Origin of the sequence: Bacillus sp. JAS24-2 (assembly GCF_008274905.1) — a bacterium.
Classification (GTDB): domain Bacteria; phylum Bacillota; class Bacilli; order Bacillales; family Bacillaceae_G; genus Bacillus_A; species Bacillus_A cereus.
The window spans coordinates 4,234,388-4,251,965 of sequence record NZ_CP031068.1; the positions used below are offsets into that span (position 1 = coordinate 4,234,388).

The following is a 17,578-nucleotide window of genomic DNA, read 5'->3' on the forward strand; positions in this document are numbered from 1 at the left end:
CATAGGCAAAAAGCTAGAGGTTCCCCTAGCTTTTTACGTGTTTTAAATATCCTCTTTGCGCGATCATAAAGTAAATGGCAGAAGCTAAAATGTATGCTCCAATTACAAGCGCACCTGATTTCCACAAATTAATATAAAGCATTTTCCCTAACGTATGAAGAGCAAATCCACTATGAATTGAACCGATTAAAATTGGTATAAAGAAGATAACTCCCATTTGTCGAATCGCAATTTTGCGAATTTCTTTATCTGTCATACCGATTCTCTTTAACGATTTAAATTGAATGCGATCTTGTTCTTTATCGTTAAACCATTTAAAATATGTCATACTACAAGCGAAGAAGAAGAACAGTACCGCTACGAAGAAACCGATGAACATTGTAATTGCTCCACCTTCTCTTATATCCTTATACGCAAACACTGAATTTCTCAATTCTCCTTGCTTTTCTGGTGCAATTTCATTTTTCAAATCTAATACAAGGTTTTCTGTACTTTTCCAATCCTCAATATAATAACCGTAATATTTTGTCTTTTCTTCATCTGGTACGAGTGTTGCATATTTCTCAAAATCTTGATCATTTACAATGAGATATTCACTATCATTAAAAACAGAATACTGCGTTGGATTATTTAATTGAACAGACTGCTTTTGTCCATTAATTGTAAATTCATACGATTTCGTACGATCTATCTTCATCAGTTCATTTGACATATCAACCATAACCATCGTTGCACTACCTGGTGCATTATGAACTTCTGTAGGTTGCTCTCTCTTTTGTTTGCGCACTTCTGCATTATATTCTTTTTCTGAAATAATCGTCATCGGTACTTCATGTTCACTATTAAACAACGTTATTTTCTGTGTTGCCGGTAGTTTAACGTATGTTACTTTTCGCGCATCTTCAAACCCGTGTCTCTTCACAAGCTCCTGTACCTTTTCTTCATTAATAAGGTTATGCGTATTTAACCCCTTTTCCTCATATGAAATAGCATGTGGTGTAAGTTCTACCGTTTTCGCACTCATATTTTCAAAATATACGTACAGTGTACCCACCGCTGAAGATACTACCGCCGTAATGATAGAAATTACAAATAGAAAACGAGCATTATCTTTCATTTTATAAATAAGGTTGCTAAGGACGAACATATTTGGGTACGTATAAAAAGATTGCTTTCTTTTTTGTAATGCTTTTAATACAACTGTACTACCTTGTGTAAATAGTAAATACGTTCCGCCAATTGTCAGTCCCACCACCGGTAAAAAGAGGATGAGGAAATTCAGAAACGTTACTTGGAAGCTAAGTACATATGCAACAATAATACATCCTATACCAACTACACATAACCATGTAAATGCAAACGGCTCTACTTTTTGCTTTCTTGCCTCTCTTAATAAATCAATAATTTGCAAGCGTCCTACTGTCCAAACACTAAACAATGATAGGATTAAAAATAGAATAAAGTATACACCAGCTGTAATAAGAACTGCTTTACTATTCCAAACAAGTGGAAGTGTCTTATCTATTTTTAATAATACGCTTAACGCTTGGAAAAATACTTTTGAACAAAGCATCCCAACCCCAATACCAACTACAATTGCAATACTACCTAACATCAGTTGCTCTAATATAATCATTCGGCCGAGCTGCGATTTCGTTCCGCCTATTAATGTTAGTAGACCAAACTCTTTTTTTCTTGCTCGTAAAAACGTTGAATTTGCATATAAAATAAAGAGTGCCGAGAAGATGACCACAATATAATTCATCGATTCTAATCCTTTTGTGATCATCTTTCTCATACTAATATTACCGCTTACGACATCTGGATGATAAATAAAAGAAGCATACATGAAAAATACGACAATCGATAAACAACTACTTATAAGAAACGCTTTATAGTTACGCCAATTTCCTTTTACGTTATTAAGCGCGAGCTGGCGAAAGTTCATGATATTCTCCTCCTAGCATCGCAAGTACGTCCAGGATTTCTTGGAAAAAGGCTTGTTTCGTTCTTCCTTTATGTATTTCCGAGAAAATTTCTCCATCGCGTATGAAAAGGATACGTTCACAATAACTAGCCGCTACTGGATCGTGCGTAACCATTGCAATCGTTACTTTCTTTTGCTCGTGTAAATCTTGCAGAGCACCCATTAGCGATTTTGCTGACTTCGAGTCTAAGTTTCCAGTTGGCTCATCTGCTAAAATTAACGTCGGTTCATGAATGATTGCTCTCGCTGCTGCTGCACGTTGTTGTTGTCCCCCAGATACTTCGTATACTTTTTTATTTAAAATTTCTTCGATGTTTAAAAACTTCGCAATTTCTAGTACTTTCGCATCGATTTCATTTACAGATTTCTTCGCCATTACAAGTGGTAAAATAATGTTTTCTTTAATGGATAACGTATCAAGTAAATTAAAATCTTGGAAGATGAACCCTAAATGTGTACGGCGAAACTCCGCTAATTTTGCAGCACGCATTTGATTAATTTCTTCACCATTTACAAGCACATGACCTGAAGTTTGCTTATCAATTGTTGCTAATAAATTTAAAAGCGTCGTTTTCCCACTTCCTGAAGGACCCATAATCCCTACAAATTCGCCTTCTTCTATTTTAAAATTTATATCGTTTAAAGCAGTCGTCGCTACTGAACCTTTTGATTGGTACACCTTCGTTAATCCTTTTACTTCAAGAACACTCATTTCTAATCCCCCTACGTGTTTTCTTCTTACATTTACTATAAGAAAAATAAGAAAAAGAAACGAGTGATTTCCCTTACAAAACGTTTTGTTATCTTACAGTTTTGTCATTTTTCTCATCAATGTATGATATTCTTCATCTTTTGCAAATTGGAACGTGAATGTTGTCCCTTCTCCTTCAGCCGATTGGACATACATTCCATGATGTAAATTATCGCAAATTTCCTTCGTAATATATAAGCCCATCCCAGTCGCTTCTCTCGTTTTACGTCCATTTATTCCCGTAAAAAATGGATCAAATATGCGCTTTACGTCTTGCTCTGGAATACCAATTCCATTGTCCTTAATATGTAATAACACCTTTTGATTTTTCTCTTCAATTTGAAATTGAATTTCTTTTTTCTCTGCCGCTGAAATTTTTGTATACTTGATTGCGTTTACAACAATTTGACCTATAGCAATACTCAGCCATTTTCTATCAGATGCAACCATACAAGTATCTTCTTCAAACATCACTTTCGGAAATACAGACGATTGAATAAAGGATTTCCGATTTTCATTAATAATACCTCGCACGACATCTATAACATTTACTACTTCTATCTTATAATCTTTCGCAAACTGCTCTAGTCTTGCCATATGTAACGCTAAATCTAAACCATTTAGTATACGGTTATTTTCTTCACGAATACTTTCAACTGTTGCTCTTGCCTCACGATGCTCTTTGCCAAACTTTTGCAGCAATAATTCAATAACAGATACTGGTGTTTTCATTTGGTGAATCCATTGGTTCATAAATATCATTTGCTGTTGCTCTTTTGCATGCTGTTTATGAACTTCATTCATATATTGCTGTCTTAATAACGTAAAAGATTCAACGACCATTTCTTGCTCTGATGTATAAGATTCATCAATAAGTAAAGAGTCATGTAATGTATTTCCATCAGTAACATACTTTTCGATCCTCTTTAAAAACACACTCCGTTTTCGGTAATCGTAAATGAGGTATACAGTAAACACAACTGTTCCTAATAAAAGTCCATATAACCACGTACTCCAATCAATGGATTTCTTTTCTAAAAGACTTTGCAGCTGTAAAACGAGCCCAAATAAACAAAGGCTAACAATATAAGAAAGAATTAAAGAAAAGCGGTCCATAAGGTAATTTTTAACCTTCATGCCCTTCGCCCCACTCCGTAAAAAGCGCATAACCATATCCACGTTTCGTTACAATTGCATTTTTAATGCCTAACTCCTCTAGTTTCTTCCTTACACGTTTTACATTTACGGTTAATGTATTATCATCCACAAATGCTACTTCATCCCATAGAGCTTCTAACAGTTCTTCGCGCGTTACATATTGATTCACCTGTTTCATTAAACACTCTAATAAGTAAAACTCATTTTTTGTCAGTTCAGTTTGTTGTCCTTGCCACTCAACAATATGCTGAGACGGGAATAACAACAGTCCATTTACACCTAAACAATCACTCTCAGCGGCAGAAGCATACTCTCCGTAACCACGGCGAAGTGCACTCTTCACCTTTGCCATTACGATATCTAAATGGAATGGCTTCGTAATATAATCATCGCCGCCATTTTCAATCGCCATTACTTGATCCATTTCTCCTGTTCTTGCAGAAACAAAAATAATTGGTGCATTCGATACAGTACGAATTTGACGACACCAATAAAAACCGTCAAAGTACGGTAAATTAATATCAAGTAACACGAGATGAGGATTCACTTTTACAAACTCATCTTTTATTTGACGTAAATCACTTGCTCTAAATGATTGATAGCCATACCTTTCTAAATGCTCTTCTAATATTCCCGCGATTTTCTCATCATCTTCTACAATTAATATTTTATACATGTTCGTTTTCTCCCCATAAAAAAATTCTTCTAAAACCACTCCCCTTTTTATTATAAATTGAAAATTTAATTAGTGGGGATTTTTTCCTATATAAATCCGATTTTTACGATATAAAAAAAGACTGCCGTATTTCGGCAGTCTTAATCGATAAATTCAAATTCATATTCAAGAATTTTTACAATATCTCCGTCTTTTGCACCACGTGCACGAAGCGCTTCATCAATACCCATTCCGCGCATTTGACGAGCGAAACGACGTACAGATTCATCACGTGAGAAGTCTGTCATCTTGAATGTTTTCTCGATATCGTAACCAGAGATAACAAACGTGCCATCACTTTCACGTGTAATTTCAAATTTAACACCTTCAGTATCAAATTTGTACATTACACTTGTATCAGACTCATCCGCAACTTCATGTATTGGGAATTCTGGTGTTGTTTCTATTAAGTTCGCTACTTCAAACAGTAAGTCACGAACCCCTTGTCTTGTTACAGCTGAGATTGGGAAGATTTTTACTTCGTCTCCCACTTTCTCTTTAAATGCTTGTAAGTTTTCTTCTGCATCTGGCATATCCATTTTGTTTGCAACAACAACTTGTGGACGCTCAGTTAAGCGAAGATTGTATTCTTTTAATTCATTATTAATCGTTACGTAATCTTCATATGGATCACGGCCTTCTAAACCAGACATATCAATAACATGCACGATTACACGTGTACGCTCAATATGACGTAAGAATTGGTGTCCAAGTCCGACGCCAGCATGTGCGCCTTCAATTAGTCCTGGAAGGTCAGCCATAACGAAGCTGCGGTTATCACCAGTTTCAACAACACCAAGATTTGGAACGATTGTTGTGAAGTGATACTCTGCAATTTTCGGACGCGCTGATGATACAACAGATAATAATGTAGATTTACCTACACTTGGGAATCCAACAAGTCCAACGTCTGCTAGTACTTTAAGTTCTAGAATAACATCACGCTCTTGACCTGGTTCCCCGTTCTCAGCGATTTCTGGCGCTGGGTTCGTAGCTGTTGCAAAACGTGAGTTACCACGGCCACCGCGGCCACCTTTTGCAATTACAGCAGTTTGTCCATGCGTTACTAAATCGGCAAGAATTTGACCAGTTTTTTCATCTTTTACTACTGTTCCTGGTGGAACCTTTACAAGTAAATCTTCAGATTTACGTCCGTGCTGACCTTTACTCATTCCGTGCTGACCGCGATCAGCTTTGAAATGACGTTGGTAGCGGAAGTCCATTAATGTACGTAAGCCTTCCTCAACTACGAAAACAACATCTGCACCTTTACCGCCGTCGCCACCTGCTGGGCCACCTTTTGGTACATACTTCTCACGACGATACGCAACCATACCGTTACCACCGTCGCCGCCTTTTACATATATCTTGACCTGATCTACAAACATTATTTCACCACACTTTTTTCAATTGGTTGTAATATAACTGAGACTTCTTCGTCTCGCACTGTATAAGAAATGGAATACCATTTATTGTTTTGGGTCGCAAGCCAATTCTGTAGTTCTTCTACACTCGTTAGCTTACCACGAAAATCAAAAAAGAAACGAGCATTATCCGCGTCACATTCAATTGTGATACAAACATAATTTTCAACATATACGTCTAAACTATGCTGAAGCATCGAGAAAAATTGATTCGTCCATGTACATACAGTCTCATCTAAGTGAGATAAGTTATGTAATTTCCCTAATACTTCGTACTCCAATAAGCACGGCTGCTGTTTCCAATTATATGTTAAAATCCACTCTGAAAATAAAGGCATTGATAGCCCCATCAGATTGGATTCTTGTCTCGCTTCTTGGACAAAACGATCGATGAGACTATGAATTTCTTCCACTTTTCCAAGGGAAAGGTTTCCTTTCACCATCTGCATACGATTGAGCCAATCATGTCTTGAATGGCGCAATGCATCTATAATTGTCCATTTTTCATTCATTTAGATACCCCTTAATATAGAAAAACTCTAACCTGCACTCAGGTTAGAGTTTTCCGTGAGTTCTTATGCTTCTTGAGCAACAGGATATACGCTCACTTGTTTGCGGTCACGACCAAGACGCTCAAAGCGTACTACGCCGTCAACTTTCGCGTATAAAGTGTCATCGCCACCACGACCAACGTTAACACCTGGATAAATTTTTGTACCGCGTTGACGGTAAAGAATTGAACCACCTGTAACCGTTTGACCATCTGCGCGTTTAGCACCAAGACGTTTTGACTGAGAGTCACGACCGTTCTTTGTACTACCTACACCTTTCTTAGATGCGAAAAACTGAAGATCTAATCTTAACATACGTTACACCTCCTGCACTTTTTCTATTAAACGGATATACTTTCCGTAATCAAGTTCGATCGTCTTAAGCGAAACAACTAATCCTTCTAAAAGCGTTTGTGCTTTTTCTGCTGTATGAACGTCTAAATCATTAGGCAATTCATACGTTAAGAATCCGCCATCACTTCCGAGTTCAATAGTTGCTTGCACATTACAAAGTTCTTCCACTGCATTTATAGAACCAAACACAACCGCTGTAGTTCCAGCACAGACAAGGTCTTGTCCATGTGGCGCATAATCGGCATGTCCAGTCATTTTAAATGATTGGATACTTCCTAATTTCGTGCGACTTATCGTAATTTTAATCATGTTAACCAGAATTAAGCGTTGATAGCTTCAACAACTAGCTTAGTGTAAGGTTGACGATGACCTTGTTTCTTACGATTGTTCTTTTTCGCTTTGTATTTGAAAACGATAATTTTCTTAGCGCGACCTTGTTTTTCAACTTTCGCAGTAACTGTTGCACCTTCTACAACTGGGCTACCAACTTTAACGTTTTCGCCACCAACGAAAAGAACTTTGTCAAAAGTAACAGTTTCACCAGCTTCAACATCTAATTTTTCAATGTAGATTGCTTGACCAGCTTCAACTTTAATTTGTTTTCCACCTGTTTCGATAATTGCGTACATACTTGCACCTCCTCTTAATTACTAAGACTCGCCAAAAACGAGGTAGACATAAATGCCTTTAGGGAACCTGTCTTGTGCGGTTGTAGCATATAGCCGTTTAGGTGCTATAAACTATAACATAAAGATGTTATCATGAATCATAGACGGTTGTCAATAAATGTTCTGCTAACTATTTTTTCCGCTCTACAATTTCTTTTTTACTTCCAAAACGAACGATAGCATACTTTTCGATATTATCATCTTTGAAATAAATTTCAAATGGAATATTTTTTTGTAATTCTTTTTGCAAAAACTGTTTTTGCAGTTCTTTAGGCGCAGCGATTAATACCGCTTCATCTTCTATATTGCCATATGTGATTAGTTCTCTCTCTAACTCATACGCAATTGTTTCATGCGACATCACATAACCCGTCGCTTTGCAAGGTACACACTCTTTTAATAATACGTCCCGTAAAGAATGCTTTTTACGTTTACGTGTCATTTCCAAAATCCCTAGCTCCGTAAAGCCGAGCACCCTTGTATATGTGCGGTCATCTTGCATAGCAGCTATAAGACATTCTCTTACCTTTTCTTTATCTTCTCTTTTTTTCATATTAATAAAATCAATTAATATCATACCACCAATATCACGAAGTCTTAATTGGCGTGCAATTTCTTCAGCTGCCATCTCATTTGTGCGAAGTACTGTATCTTGTAAATTTTGTTTTCCCGTAAACTTGCCCGTATTCACATCAATTACAGTCATCGTCTCCATTTGTTCTACAATTAAATAAGCACCATTTGGAAGCCACACAATTTTTTGGAGTGCTTTCTCAATTTCACGCTCTATTCCAAAATGGTTAAACATCGAAGACTTTTCATTATAAAAAGATACTTTTTCTTTTCCAACTTTGTCTTCTAATTCTTTTACTATACTTCTTGTATCTACAACTACTTTTTCAATGGTTTCAATTGGATTCTCTTGAAATACACGATCTAAAAAGGTCGTCGGTCGATGAAGTAATAACGGCGCCTTTCCTTGGCCCTCTTTTCTTTTTAACTCTTCATACAACTGTTGTAACCCTTGCATTTCAGCTTGTATTTCTTCAATTGCTCCTTTTTCAGAAGCAGAGCGGAAAATATATCCCCCCGTTCCCTCTATTTCAATTTGGAGTAACTGTTGTCTTCTTTTATTATTTTTTATTTTTCGAGAAACAGCGCGCATCTCATCAAACGGCATATAAACGACATATTTCCCGGTAAATTCTATATTCGCTGTCAATTTAGGCCCTTTCGTATCAATTGCCTCTTTCACAACTTGTACGAGTATCGCTTGCCCTTCATGTATACGATAAGAAGATGGTACATCATCGTATGAAAGGTAAGCATGTTTTTCTAAACCGATGTTTACAAAAGCTGCATTCATTCCAGCAATTGTTCTTACGACACGTCCAACATAAATATGCCCAACAATCTCTTGCTCTTCATTACGTTTCCATAAAAACTCAACAATTTTTTTCTTCTCTTCAATTGCAACGCGCTTTTCCGAACCAGCGTAATTCACATATAACGTTTTCAAAATTATTTCCTCACTTTATAATCTTCTTTGCTTTTACAATAATAAAAGGTTAGTGCTATCGTCAACACTAACCGATTAATTCTTCAACTGATGAAGTTGTTCGTTTTTCAGTAAAATATGCATAGAGCAATTCATTTTCATCCAATGTGTAATGCTCTTTATATTTTCCACGGACGATAATAGAATGCTTATATCCTCTACGAAATTTTGTGAAGATCGTATATAAACGATCTTCCGTTTGCACTTCAATAGGTGCAATCTTTTCGATTCCTCTTTTGTTTCCATAATAACGTTCTAATAAAAAACGCATAAATGCATACCGTCTTTGTTTCCACTCTTGATATAATGACACTGCTAAAAATATGAGTAGTACCCACATCATAATATTGTTACTATTCCAGAGTAACTGCCATCCTAATATTACACCAAAAAAAACACATGACAATTGCATCATCTTTTCATGTGCTTGTAAATAAGGGAAACGATATGATAATACATTAAACAATACTTTCCCGCCATCTAACGGCCAAATAGGGAGTAAATTAAATGCTAAAATAATTATATTATTCCACATAAAGAAATAATATAAATCTGTATTCAGCCAACCGACTTCGAACAACATATAACCTACCAGCATCATCCAAACATGTTGAATCGGTCCTGCAATTACGACAACAAGTTCCTCTTTCAATGACTTATTACCATGTTCCTCAAGCTCGGCCACGCCACCAAACGGCAAAAGTTGAATTCTTTTTATACGCCAATTATAGTGTGCTGCTGCAAAAGCATGCCCAAGTTCATGAATAAGAACAATACAAAATAACAGTAGTAACTCTTTAAAACGCGCAGTAAAAATACCAATGACAATAATAACCCAAAATAATGGATGCACGGAAATTTTCGTTAAAACGTCCCTATATTTAATCAAATGATATCACCTGGATCGGATCAATAAATTTTTCATTCTTTTTTATCGCGAAATAAAACTTTCCATTTTTATCATTTGTATCATTACTCACCGTTCCAATTTTTTGTTTCTTTGAAACGTAATCATATAATTTCACTGACATATCGTTTAAGTTTGCATACCATGACTCCGTACCATCTGCATGTTGAATTTGAACTGTATTTCCAAGTTCCTCTTTCTTGCCTGCAAAAACAACTAACCCTTCATTTACTGACTCCACTTTTGCATTTGTAGCTGTTTGGACAAATACACCTTGGCCATTTTTTTGAAACCCTTGCATTACCTTTCCAGAAGCAGGAATTGCATAATCCTTTTGCTGAATACTTCCTTCTTTTTTCTCGTTCGGCGAATAGAATACGAGCGGTTTTCCAAATTGCTTTTCATACCATTTCGCTACAGTAGCAAACTGAAATTCCTCTTTCATCACTTTTTCTGTAACAGCTTTAGCTCCATTGAATGAAGAAGGAGCATTCTTATATAAAATAGCAACCGAAAGAACTAATATTGCTGATAATAAAACTTTGAAGAAAAAGACTTCCTTTCGAAATAAAGGATGCATTTCCTTTTCTCCATCTTCAATAAATACCGCTTCACTATCGAAATTCCCTCCGTTAAAATACTGCTCTTCCTCCATCCTTTCTTGCTCGGCCTTCCTTTTTGCAATCCGCTTTTTAATTTCTTCTACGCGTCTATTCTTCATACTGTCTCCTTTCTTTCGTTAAGCTAATTTCATTAGAAACAGTTGTATACAGTTTGTACATATGTATGAGCTAAGAAAGAAAGATATTCGTGTGAAGAAAAAAGAAAGCACCTCGCATATGTGCGAAGTGCTCTTAACGGATTCCAAAGAAGTTTTTCACCTTTGCAAATACCGATACCTTTTCTTGTTCAAATGCTTGTAATGGTACATTCTCACCTAACAAGCGTCTTGCAATATTACGATAAGCCAACGCTGCTTTTCCGCTTGGTTGCAACGCCACAGGTTCACCTGTATTTGTAGCTCGAATAACTTCATCGTCATCTTCGACAACACCAAGAAGCTCGATTGACAATGTACGTACAATTTCATCAACATCTAACATATCCTGTTCATGAAGCATATGACTACGTACACGGTTAATAACAAGTTTCGGTGGTTCAATATCCTCTTTTTCTAAAAGCCCAATAATACGATCCGCATCGCGCATTGAGGATACTTCTGGAGTCGTAACAACGATTGCTTTATCCGCACCAGCTACCGCATTTTTAAATCCCTGCTCAATCCCCGCAGGACAATCGATTAATATGTAATCATAATCTTGACGTAATACTTGTATTAATTCATCCATTTGTTCAGGTGTTACCGCTGATTTATCACTCGTTTGTGCTGCAGGTAATAAATAAAGATCATCAAAACGTTTGTCTTTAATAAGAGCCTGAGGTAAACGGCAACGCCCTTCAACGACATCAACAAGATCAAATACAATACGATTTTCCAGCCCCATTACTACGTCTAAATTTCGAAGACCGATATCTGTGTCAATTAAGCACACTTTCTTTCCAGATAACGCTAGGGCCGTACCAATGTTCGCAGATGTAGTAGTTTTACCTACTCCGCCTTTTCCAGATGTAATTACTATTGCCTCTCCCACAGCTATACAATTCCCCTTTCTAACTTTGTTAAATTAGGTCTAAGATGAGTGAGAAGTTGCAGGCGATCGACAACAATGTGATTGTTCTCATTAATATACGCACATTCTGCCGCCTCCGCTCCGTCTTCTTTCTCTTCCGGAGCCCGCATTGCCACATCACTAATTCGAAGTTGCATCGGGTTCATAACAGATGCAGCGATTACAGCATCCGAATCCCCATAATACCCAGCATGTGCAATTCCTCTTAATGATCCTACGACAAAAATATTCCCCCCAGCGATAACCGTTCCGCCTGGATTAACATCTCCAATTAACAACAAATTTCCTTTTACATGTAAAACTTGTCCAGAGCGAACAATTTTGGAAATAGGGACAATTTCTGTTTCTTCTTTCCAAGCTATTGCTTCTGCTTTAGTGATAACATCACTTTCAATTGAATCCACAACAAGATTCTTTTTATTACGAATTAACGTACGAATCTCTTCTTGTTGGACTTCTGTTAAATAACGATTTCCTACTTTCACATGCACTTCAATTAAAGAGCGCCCATCACCATCGTAGTAATGTGTAGAAAGTTTTTCGTCTAATTCCACCAATAATTCTGAGAATGAACAACAATCATCTAAATGAAGCGTTATCCCATCTTTTGTCCCTTTTATCGTTACATTTTGTTGCTTTTTTTCTTCCACTAAAGTTCACCCCACCGATTCAATTCGACATAAAATTAGAAAATCCTTTTTTCTTTTTCTTCCATCGCTTTTGAAAGACGCACTATATATCGTCTCAGTGGGAAACAAACTATCAATAAGAAAATAGCATTTAACAATAAAGTAGAAAGGAGACGATCTGTGAAAAAGACATACGCTGGCATATGAGTACGTCCTAATAAAGTTAAGAATCCATACACATAATACTCTAGTGCTACAATGCTAGCTAATATGATAGAAACAACAATAAATAAATTCAATTGTAGTACTTTCATCACACTATATACTAAATAAGCTAAAATCGGATAAGCAAAAATATATATCCCGACAAGTTCTGTGTATACGGTATCAAATAAGAAGCCAAATAATAGTCCGTAATAAATCCCTTGGACCGGACTATAATACACTGTAATAAAACATAAGACGATTATAAAGAAATGCGGTGCTGCTATGCTGTCTTTCCAAAACACATCCGTTGGAACAACAGTAGCAAACATATTTTCAAATAGAAACACAAAAAGGAGCAAAAGAGGAAGAGCTGCTCTTTTTAATATCTTCATCATCTCTTCTTCTCCTCCTATTCTAATGGCGCTGAAGGTGTTGCACGTTTAGCAACCGTAATATGCTCTACGTCATTTAAATCAGCGGCAGGTTTTACATAAGCTGTTTTTGTTAAGCCATATGCATCCGGCTGAACTTCAACGATTTTTCCAATTACAAGACCTTTCGGGAAAATATCACCCAGTCCAGATGTTACAACTAGTTGATCTTTCACTACCGGTGCATCAGAGCCAATCTTTGTGAAAAGAAGTAATTGCTTTTCTTTGTCATAACCTTCAATCAATCCAAAGATTTTCTCTTGCCCTTGTACAATAGCAGAAACACGATTTGTTCGGCTCATAGAACTTAGTAATTCTACTGATGATGTAAACTGAGATACACTTTTCACTCTTCCAACTAACCCTTGTGAAGTTACTACAGCCATATCTTTTTTAATTCCTTGCTGTGCCCCTTTATCAATTCCAATTAAATCGTACCATTTATCTGGATTACGAGAAACAACAGTAGCTGGAATTTCAGTATACCCGCTATTTAACTCTTTTTTACCAGTTAGCTCTTGTAGCTTCTTGTTATCATCTTCTAATTGTTTTACTTTCCCTGATAGACCTGCATAATTATCTAATTTTGCTTTTAATTCTTTATTCTCTTCATACGTGCGCTTTACATCCTCTACATTTTCGAAGAATCCAGCTACGTATTTCGCTGGCTTTTGGAATACACGTTCTACAACACCGACAGTATCTTTAACAAACTGCTCTGGCCATGTTAAACTGTTCCGTTCTTTCAATGAGATTCCAATCAATGCCACGAGAAGAATAATACTAACCAACAAAACAATTAATCTTTTGTTTAAGAAAAACTGTGGCACGTTCACACCCTCTTAATTTCACTGATTTTTATTTTGCAATATTATCGAGCAGCAGTTTTGAAAAGATCGATATTGTCTAATGCTTTACCTGTTCCAATTGCTACGCAATCTAATGGATCTTCTGCAACAAGAACTGGCATTTTCGTTTCTTCACTAATTACTTTATCTAAATTACGTAGTAATGCCCCGCCACCTGTTAATACGATACCGCGGTCCATAATATCAGCCGCTAATTCAGGTGGAGTTTTTTCTAACGTATTTTTAACTGATTCTACAATCGCATCTACTGTATCTTTTAATGCATCTGCAATTTCTTCTGGCTGAATTAGTACTGTTTTTGGTAAACCACTTACTAAATCACGACCGCGAATTTCCATAGGCTCGATACCTTCGGGCTCGCCTGCAGAACCAATTTCTAATTTTAATGCTTCAGCTGTTCTTTCACCGATCATTAAGTTATAGCTTTTCTTAATGTACTGAATGATTGAATCGTCCATATCATCACCAGCAACACGGACTGACTGGCTTGTTACAATACCACCTAGAGAAATAATTGCAACTTCTGTTGTACCACCACCGATATCAACAACCATACTACCAGTTGGTTCCCAAACAGGTAAGTTTGCACCAATTGCTGCTGCAAATGGCTCTTCGATAGGATAAGCATCACGAGCACCCGCTTGACGAGTCGCATCGATTACTGCACGTCTTTCTACAGCTGTAATACCAGATGGTACACATACCATTACATACGGCTTACGTGAGAAGAAACCGTTTGATTTTTGAGCTTGTTGAATGTAATATTTCATCATTGTTGCAGTTGTTTCGTAATCAGCAATTACACCGTCTTTCATCGGGCGAAGTGCCACAACGTTCCCTGGTGTACGACCAATCATTTGTTTTGCGTCGCTACCTACAGCAACGATTTGTTTCGTATCAGTTTGTAACGCCACTACTGAAGGTTCACGTAAAACTACACCTTTTCCTTTTACATATACAAGCGTGTTCGCAGTTCCTAAGTCTATTCCAAGATCGCGAGTAAATCCACCAAATCCAAACATATTATTTATCTTCCTTTCTTGTTTTCACGGACTCATTTTTTCTTAATTTATATTATAAAAACAGTACGTTTTTTATATCTTTATCCTTTTTGTAGATAAATTTCTACAAAAAACTCATAAATCACATTATAAAACAAAATAAGTAAAAAGCATAGTCTTAAATATGACCTTTTTCCTTTAAACTCACGAATTTATGGTCACCTATTATAATATGATCAAGCACTTCAATTCCGATAATCTGGCCGCATTCTACTAAGCGTTTTGTTACTTCAATATCTTCACGGCTCGGCGTGGGATCTCCTGAGGGATGGTTATGAAGACATATGATAGAGGCTGCTGCACGACGGAAGGCTTCTTTAAAAACCTCCCTCGGGTGTACAATTGACGTGTTTAAACTTCCAATAAAGATCGTTTGCCTATGTATAACTTGATTTTTTGTATTTAAATATAAACAAACAAAATGCTCTTGTTGTAAAAAACGCATTTCTTCCATCATGTATTTCGCACAATCTTCTGGACTTCGAATACTATATCTATTTTGATATTCTAAACGTACCATTCTTCTGCCTAGTTCAAAGGCTGCCATAAGTTGCGATGCCTTTGAAATCCCAATACCATGTATACTAATTAGCTCCTCTAATGTTGCATCTTTCAACATACGTAAGCCATCAAATTGGTGTAAAATTTTATCTGACAACTTTAAAACTGTTTCTTCTTTAGAACCTGTTCTGAGTAACACTGCGAGAAGCTCTCGATTTGATAAACTTCCAGCACCTTCTAACAATAAACGCTCCCGTGGCTGTTCTTCTCTTACAACATCACGAATACCGTTCATCTCTCCACCCCTTTATTTGTTCTCTCAAAGAAAACCCCATGCAATTTTACGCATGGGTTACATCAATATCAAATTGTTTTAATTCCCGAACGAGACGTGCAATTGGTAAGCCAACTACACTATAGTAGTCCCCTTGAATATTTTGAACGAAAATAGATCCTTTACCTTGAATCCCATAACTACCGGCTTTATCAAGAGGTTCTTTCGACGCGACGTATGTATCAATTTCCTCTTCTGTTAACTCCCAAAATGTAACTTCTGTACGCTCATAAAAAGTAACCGTTTTTTCTTTTGCTATAATCGCAACACCTGTATACACTTCATGTGTTTTCCCTGATAGTAATTGTAACATCTCTCTCGCCTCATCCTCATTAGAAGGCTTACCAAGAATACGCGACTCATATGTAACAATTGTATCTGCACCTAACACAATGTGATCACTATTATTTTCTGCCACCGCTGATGCTTTTTGCAAGGCAAGCGACATTACAATATCAGAAGGCGATGAATATGCACCAATTGTTTCCTCTACTTCACTTACAACGATTTCAAATGGCACACTAGCTAACTCAAGTAATTCCTTCCTCCGAGGTGATCCTGAAGCTAAAATTATTTTTCTCATATTTTCTCCTTCCTTTCTCACATGAAGCAGAACAATTTATATTAATCGTATCAAAGGAATAGTTTGCCCACAAATGAAAGAAATATTAATTTCTCTAACTAAAATAAAACTTCTTTATTGCATACGATTATATTCCCGTCATAGAGAAAGCACTTTGCTCTAAATTCAAAAGAAAAGAAAGAAGTACATGTACTTCTTTCTTACTCATTTTATTATCCTATCATTTCACTTTCTACGAAACAATTTTTTCATACGAGAGTAAACCATCAATAATAACTTGATTTAATTTCGCCAAAGATTCCTTATCCATCTTCCCATCTTTTACTGTTTGTACAGCTACCGACGTATACATATACAGTTTCTTTGCTTCTTCTCGTTTCATACTTTCCCCTTCTTTTTCAACCTTTTTCCATTCTTTTTCAATTGCTTCTATATCTTTTGGGCTGCTTTTTCCACCAACTTGTACGCTAGAAGCATATTTTGCTAAATGAGTGTATAATGGCTGCACTTTTGTTAAAAATGTCCCTACTTCTTTATCATCTTTCAGCAATGCTTTATCTGTTATATCCCAGCTCTTTTTTAAAACGGAGACACCATCATTTTTATACTTAGTCATTAATTGATTTATAGACTGTTCATCGCTAGCAATACCAACAACTATTGCATACTTATCACCGCTCGGTCTCAAAGCACCAATGCCCCCATTGCCTTTCCATTCTTCAAGAGCTGCCTGTCCCTTTTCTTCAGAAGAATAAAGCCCCCCTTGAACAAAAAATAATTTCATCGGATCCAATGACGTTCCTGCCTGTGCTTTTTGTTTTTCTTCTTTCGGTGCTGGTGTTTGTTCTGCCGTTCCACCCACCTTTGATTCTCCATTTCCAGTCGGCCTTGAAGCTGTCACTTCACTTCCTCCTGTCGTTCCTTGTCCAGTAAGTAAATGAAGCATCCCCATTCCAAACGCCGTACCGATAATGATTGCAGTTGCAACGATTACAATTAATGTATTACTCCACTTCTTTCGGTATTTTTCCACAGACATTGATTTCGCTTTTTGAAACGGAACAACATTTTTCGGTCGTTCACTTTCTACTACCATCCATTCAAATTCATCTTTCTTTTTTTCCTCATACTTCGCTTCTGTTCCATTCACTTTCACTGAGATCGTTCGTGATTGCTTGTCCATACACTCACACCTCACC

20 protein-coding genes and 1 other annotated feature are annotated in these 17,578 nt (G+C 36.7%); all 20 genes read right to left on the minus strand.

Features of this window, described 5'->3' with window-relative positions:
• Positions 1–25 precede the first annotated feature (25 nt).
• The 20 genes from DN407_RS21980 to DN407_RS22070 all read right to left on the minus strand — a co-directional run bounded on the left by DN407_RS21980 (position 26) and on the right by DN407_RS22070 (position 17,562).
• On the minus strand, positions 26–1,948 hold the full coding sequence (locus DN407_RS21980; RefSeq protein WP_097842816.1) for an ABC transporter permease: 1,923 nt from the start codon (positions 1,946–1,948) through the stop codon (positions 26–28).
• Positions 1,923–2,699, minus strand: coding sequence for an ABC transporter ATP-binding protein (locus DN407_RS21985; RefSeq protein WP_000114529.1), 777 nt, complete (start codon positions 2,697–2,699; stop codon positions 1,923–1,925). Before DN407_RS21985 ends, DN407_RS21980 begins: the two co-directional genes overlap by 26 nt.
• A gap of 93 nt (positions 2,700–2,792) precedes the next feature.
• The gene (locus tag DN407_RS21990) at positions 2,793–3,875 is read right to left on the minus strand and encodes a HAMP domain-containing histidine kinase (RefSeq protein WP_000865398.1); all 1,083 of its coding nucleotides are present in this window, start codon (positions 3,873–3,875) and stop codon (positions 2,793–2,795) included.
• The gene (locus DN407_RS21995) at positions 3,865–4,572 is read right to left on the minus strand and encodes a response regulator transcription factor (protein ID WP_001986640.1); all 708 of its coding nucleotides are present in this window, start codon (positions 4,570–4,572) and stop codon (positions 3,865–3,867) included. The genes DN407_RS21990 and DN407_RS21995 overlap by 11 nt, the downstream gene beginning before the upstream one ends.
• 140 nt (positions 4,573–4,712) lie before the next feature.
• On the minus strand, positions 4,713–5,999 hold the full coding sequence (obgE, locus tag DN407_RS22000; RefSeq protein WP_000497128.1) for a GTPase ObgE: 1,287 nt from the start codon (positions 5,997–5,999) through the stop codon (positions 4,713–4,715).
• Positions 5,999–6,547, minus strand: coding sequence for a sporulation initiation phosphotransferase B (locus tag DN407_RS22005; RefSeq protein WP_001003584.1), 549 nt, complete (start codon positions 6,545–6,547; stop codon positions 5,999–6,001). The genes obgE and DN407_RS22005 overlap by 1 nt, the downstream gene beginning before the upstream one ends.
• A gap of 63 nt (positions 6,548–6,610) precedes the next feature.
• Positions 6,611–6,901 (minus strand): 50S ribosomal protein L27, encoded by a 291-nt coding sequence (rpmA, locus tag DN407_RS31705; protein ID WP_000944958.1) that lies wholly within the window; start codon positions 6,899–6,901, stop codon positions 6,611–6,613.
• Between the two features lie 3 nt (positions 6,902–6,904).
• Positions 6,905–7,249 (minus strand): ribosomal-processing cysteine protease Prp, encoded by a 345-nt coding sequence (locus DN407_RS31710; protein ID WP_002001054.1) that lies wholly within the window; start codon positions 7,247–7,249, stop codon positions 6,905–6,907.
• Between the two features lie 11 nt (positions 7,250–7,260).
• Positions 7,261–7,569, minus strand: a complete 309-nt coding sequence (rplU, locus tag DN407_RS22015) for a 50S ribosomal protein L21 (protein ID WP_000270907.1) — start codon at positions 7,567–7,569, stop codon at positions 7,261–7,263.
• A gap of 14 nt (positions 7,570–7,583) precedes the next feature.
• Positions 7,584–7,661 (minus strand) — a sequence feature (ribosomal protein L21 leader region).
• A gap of 77 nt (positions 7,662–7,738) precedes the next feature.
• Entirely contained in the window at positions 7,739–9,127 is a 1,389-nt protein-coding gene (locus tag DN407_RS22020) for an Rne/Rng family ribonuclease (protein WP_149216634.1), read from the minus strand.
• A 67-nt stretch (positions 9,128–9,194) separates the two neighbouring features.
• The gene (spoIVFB, locus tag DN407_RS22025; RefSeq protein ID WP_000599056.1) at positions 9,195–10,055 is read right to left on the minus strand and encodes a stage IV sporulation intramembrane metalloprotease SpoIVFB; all 861 of its coding nucleotides are present in this window, start codon (positions 10,053–10,055) and stop codon (positions 9,195–9,197) included.
• The gene (gene spoIVFA, locus DN407_RS22030; protein ID WP_000797471.1) at positions 10,048–10,794 is read right to left on the minus strand and encodes a stage IV sporulation protein SpoIVFA; all 747 of its coding nucleotides are present in this window, start codon (positions 10,792–10,794) and stop codon (positions 10,048–10,050) included. The genes spoIVFB and spoIVFA overlap by 8 nt, the downstream gene beginning before the upstream one ends.
• Positions 10,795–10,927: 133 nt before the next feature.
• Positions 10,928–11,725, minus strand: a complete 798-nt coding sequence (gene minD, locus DN407_RS22035) for a septum site-determining protein MinD (protein ID WP_000503309.1) — start codon at positions 11,723–11,725, stop codon at positions 10,928–10,930.
• 2 nt (positions 11,726–11,727) lie between these two features.
• Positions 11,728–12,414 (minus strand): septum site-determining protein MinC, encoded by a 687-nt coding sequence (minC, locus tag DN407_RS22040; protein ID WP_000391525.1) that lies wholly within the window; start codon positions 12,412–12,414, stop codon positions 11,728–11,730.
• Between the two features lie 35 nt (positions 12,415–12,449).
• Positions 12,450–12,995: a rod shape-determining protein MreD gene (mreD, locus tag DN407_RS22045; RefSeq protein ID WP_065703119.1), complete on the minus strand. Its 546-nt coding sequence runs from the start codon at positions 12,993–12,995 to the stop codon at positions 12,450–12,452.
• Positions 12,996–13,009: 14 nt separating this feature from the next.
• Entirely contained in the window at positions 13,010–13,861 is an 852-nt protein-coding gene (mreC, locus tag DN407_RS22050; protein ID WP_001135490.1) for a rod shape-determining protein MreC, read from the minus strand.
• Between the two features lie 41 nt (positions 13,862–13,902).
• A complete protein-coding gene (gene mreB, locus DN407_RS22055; RefSeq protein WP_000466736.1) occupies positions 13,903–14,922 on the minus strand; it encodes a cell shape-determining protein MreB in 1,020 nt (339 codons plus the stop codon).
• Between the two features lie 157 nt (positions 14,923–15,079).
• Complete coding sequence (gene radC, locus DN407_RS22060) at positions 15,080–15,757, minus strand: DNA repair protein RadC (RefSeq protein WP_001013391.1); 678 nt, start codon at positions 15,755–15,757, stop codon at positions 15,080–15,082.
• A gap of 46 nt (positions 15,758–15,803) precedes the next feature.
• Positions 15,804–16,379 (minus strand): Maf family protein, encoded by a 576-nt coding sequence (locus DN407_RS22065; protein ID WP_149216635.1) that lies wholly within the window; start codon positions 16,377–16,379, stop codon positions 15,804–15,806.
• Positions 16,380–16,611: 232 nt separating this feature from the next.
• Positions 16,612–17,562, minus strand: a complete 951-nt coding sequence (locus DN407_RS22070; RefSeq protein WP_000361010.1) for a hypothetical protein — start codon at positions 17,560–17,562, stop codon at positions 16,612–16,614.
• Positions 17,563–17,578: the final 16 nt, after the last annotated feature.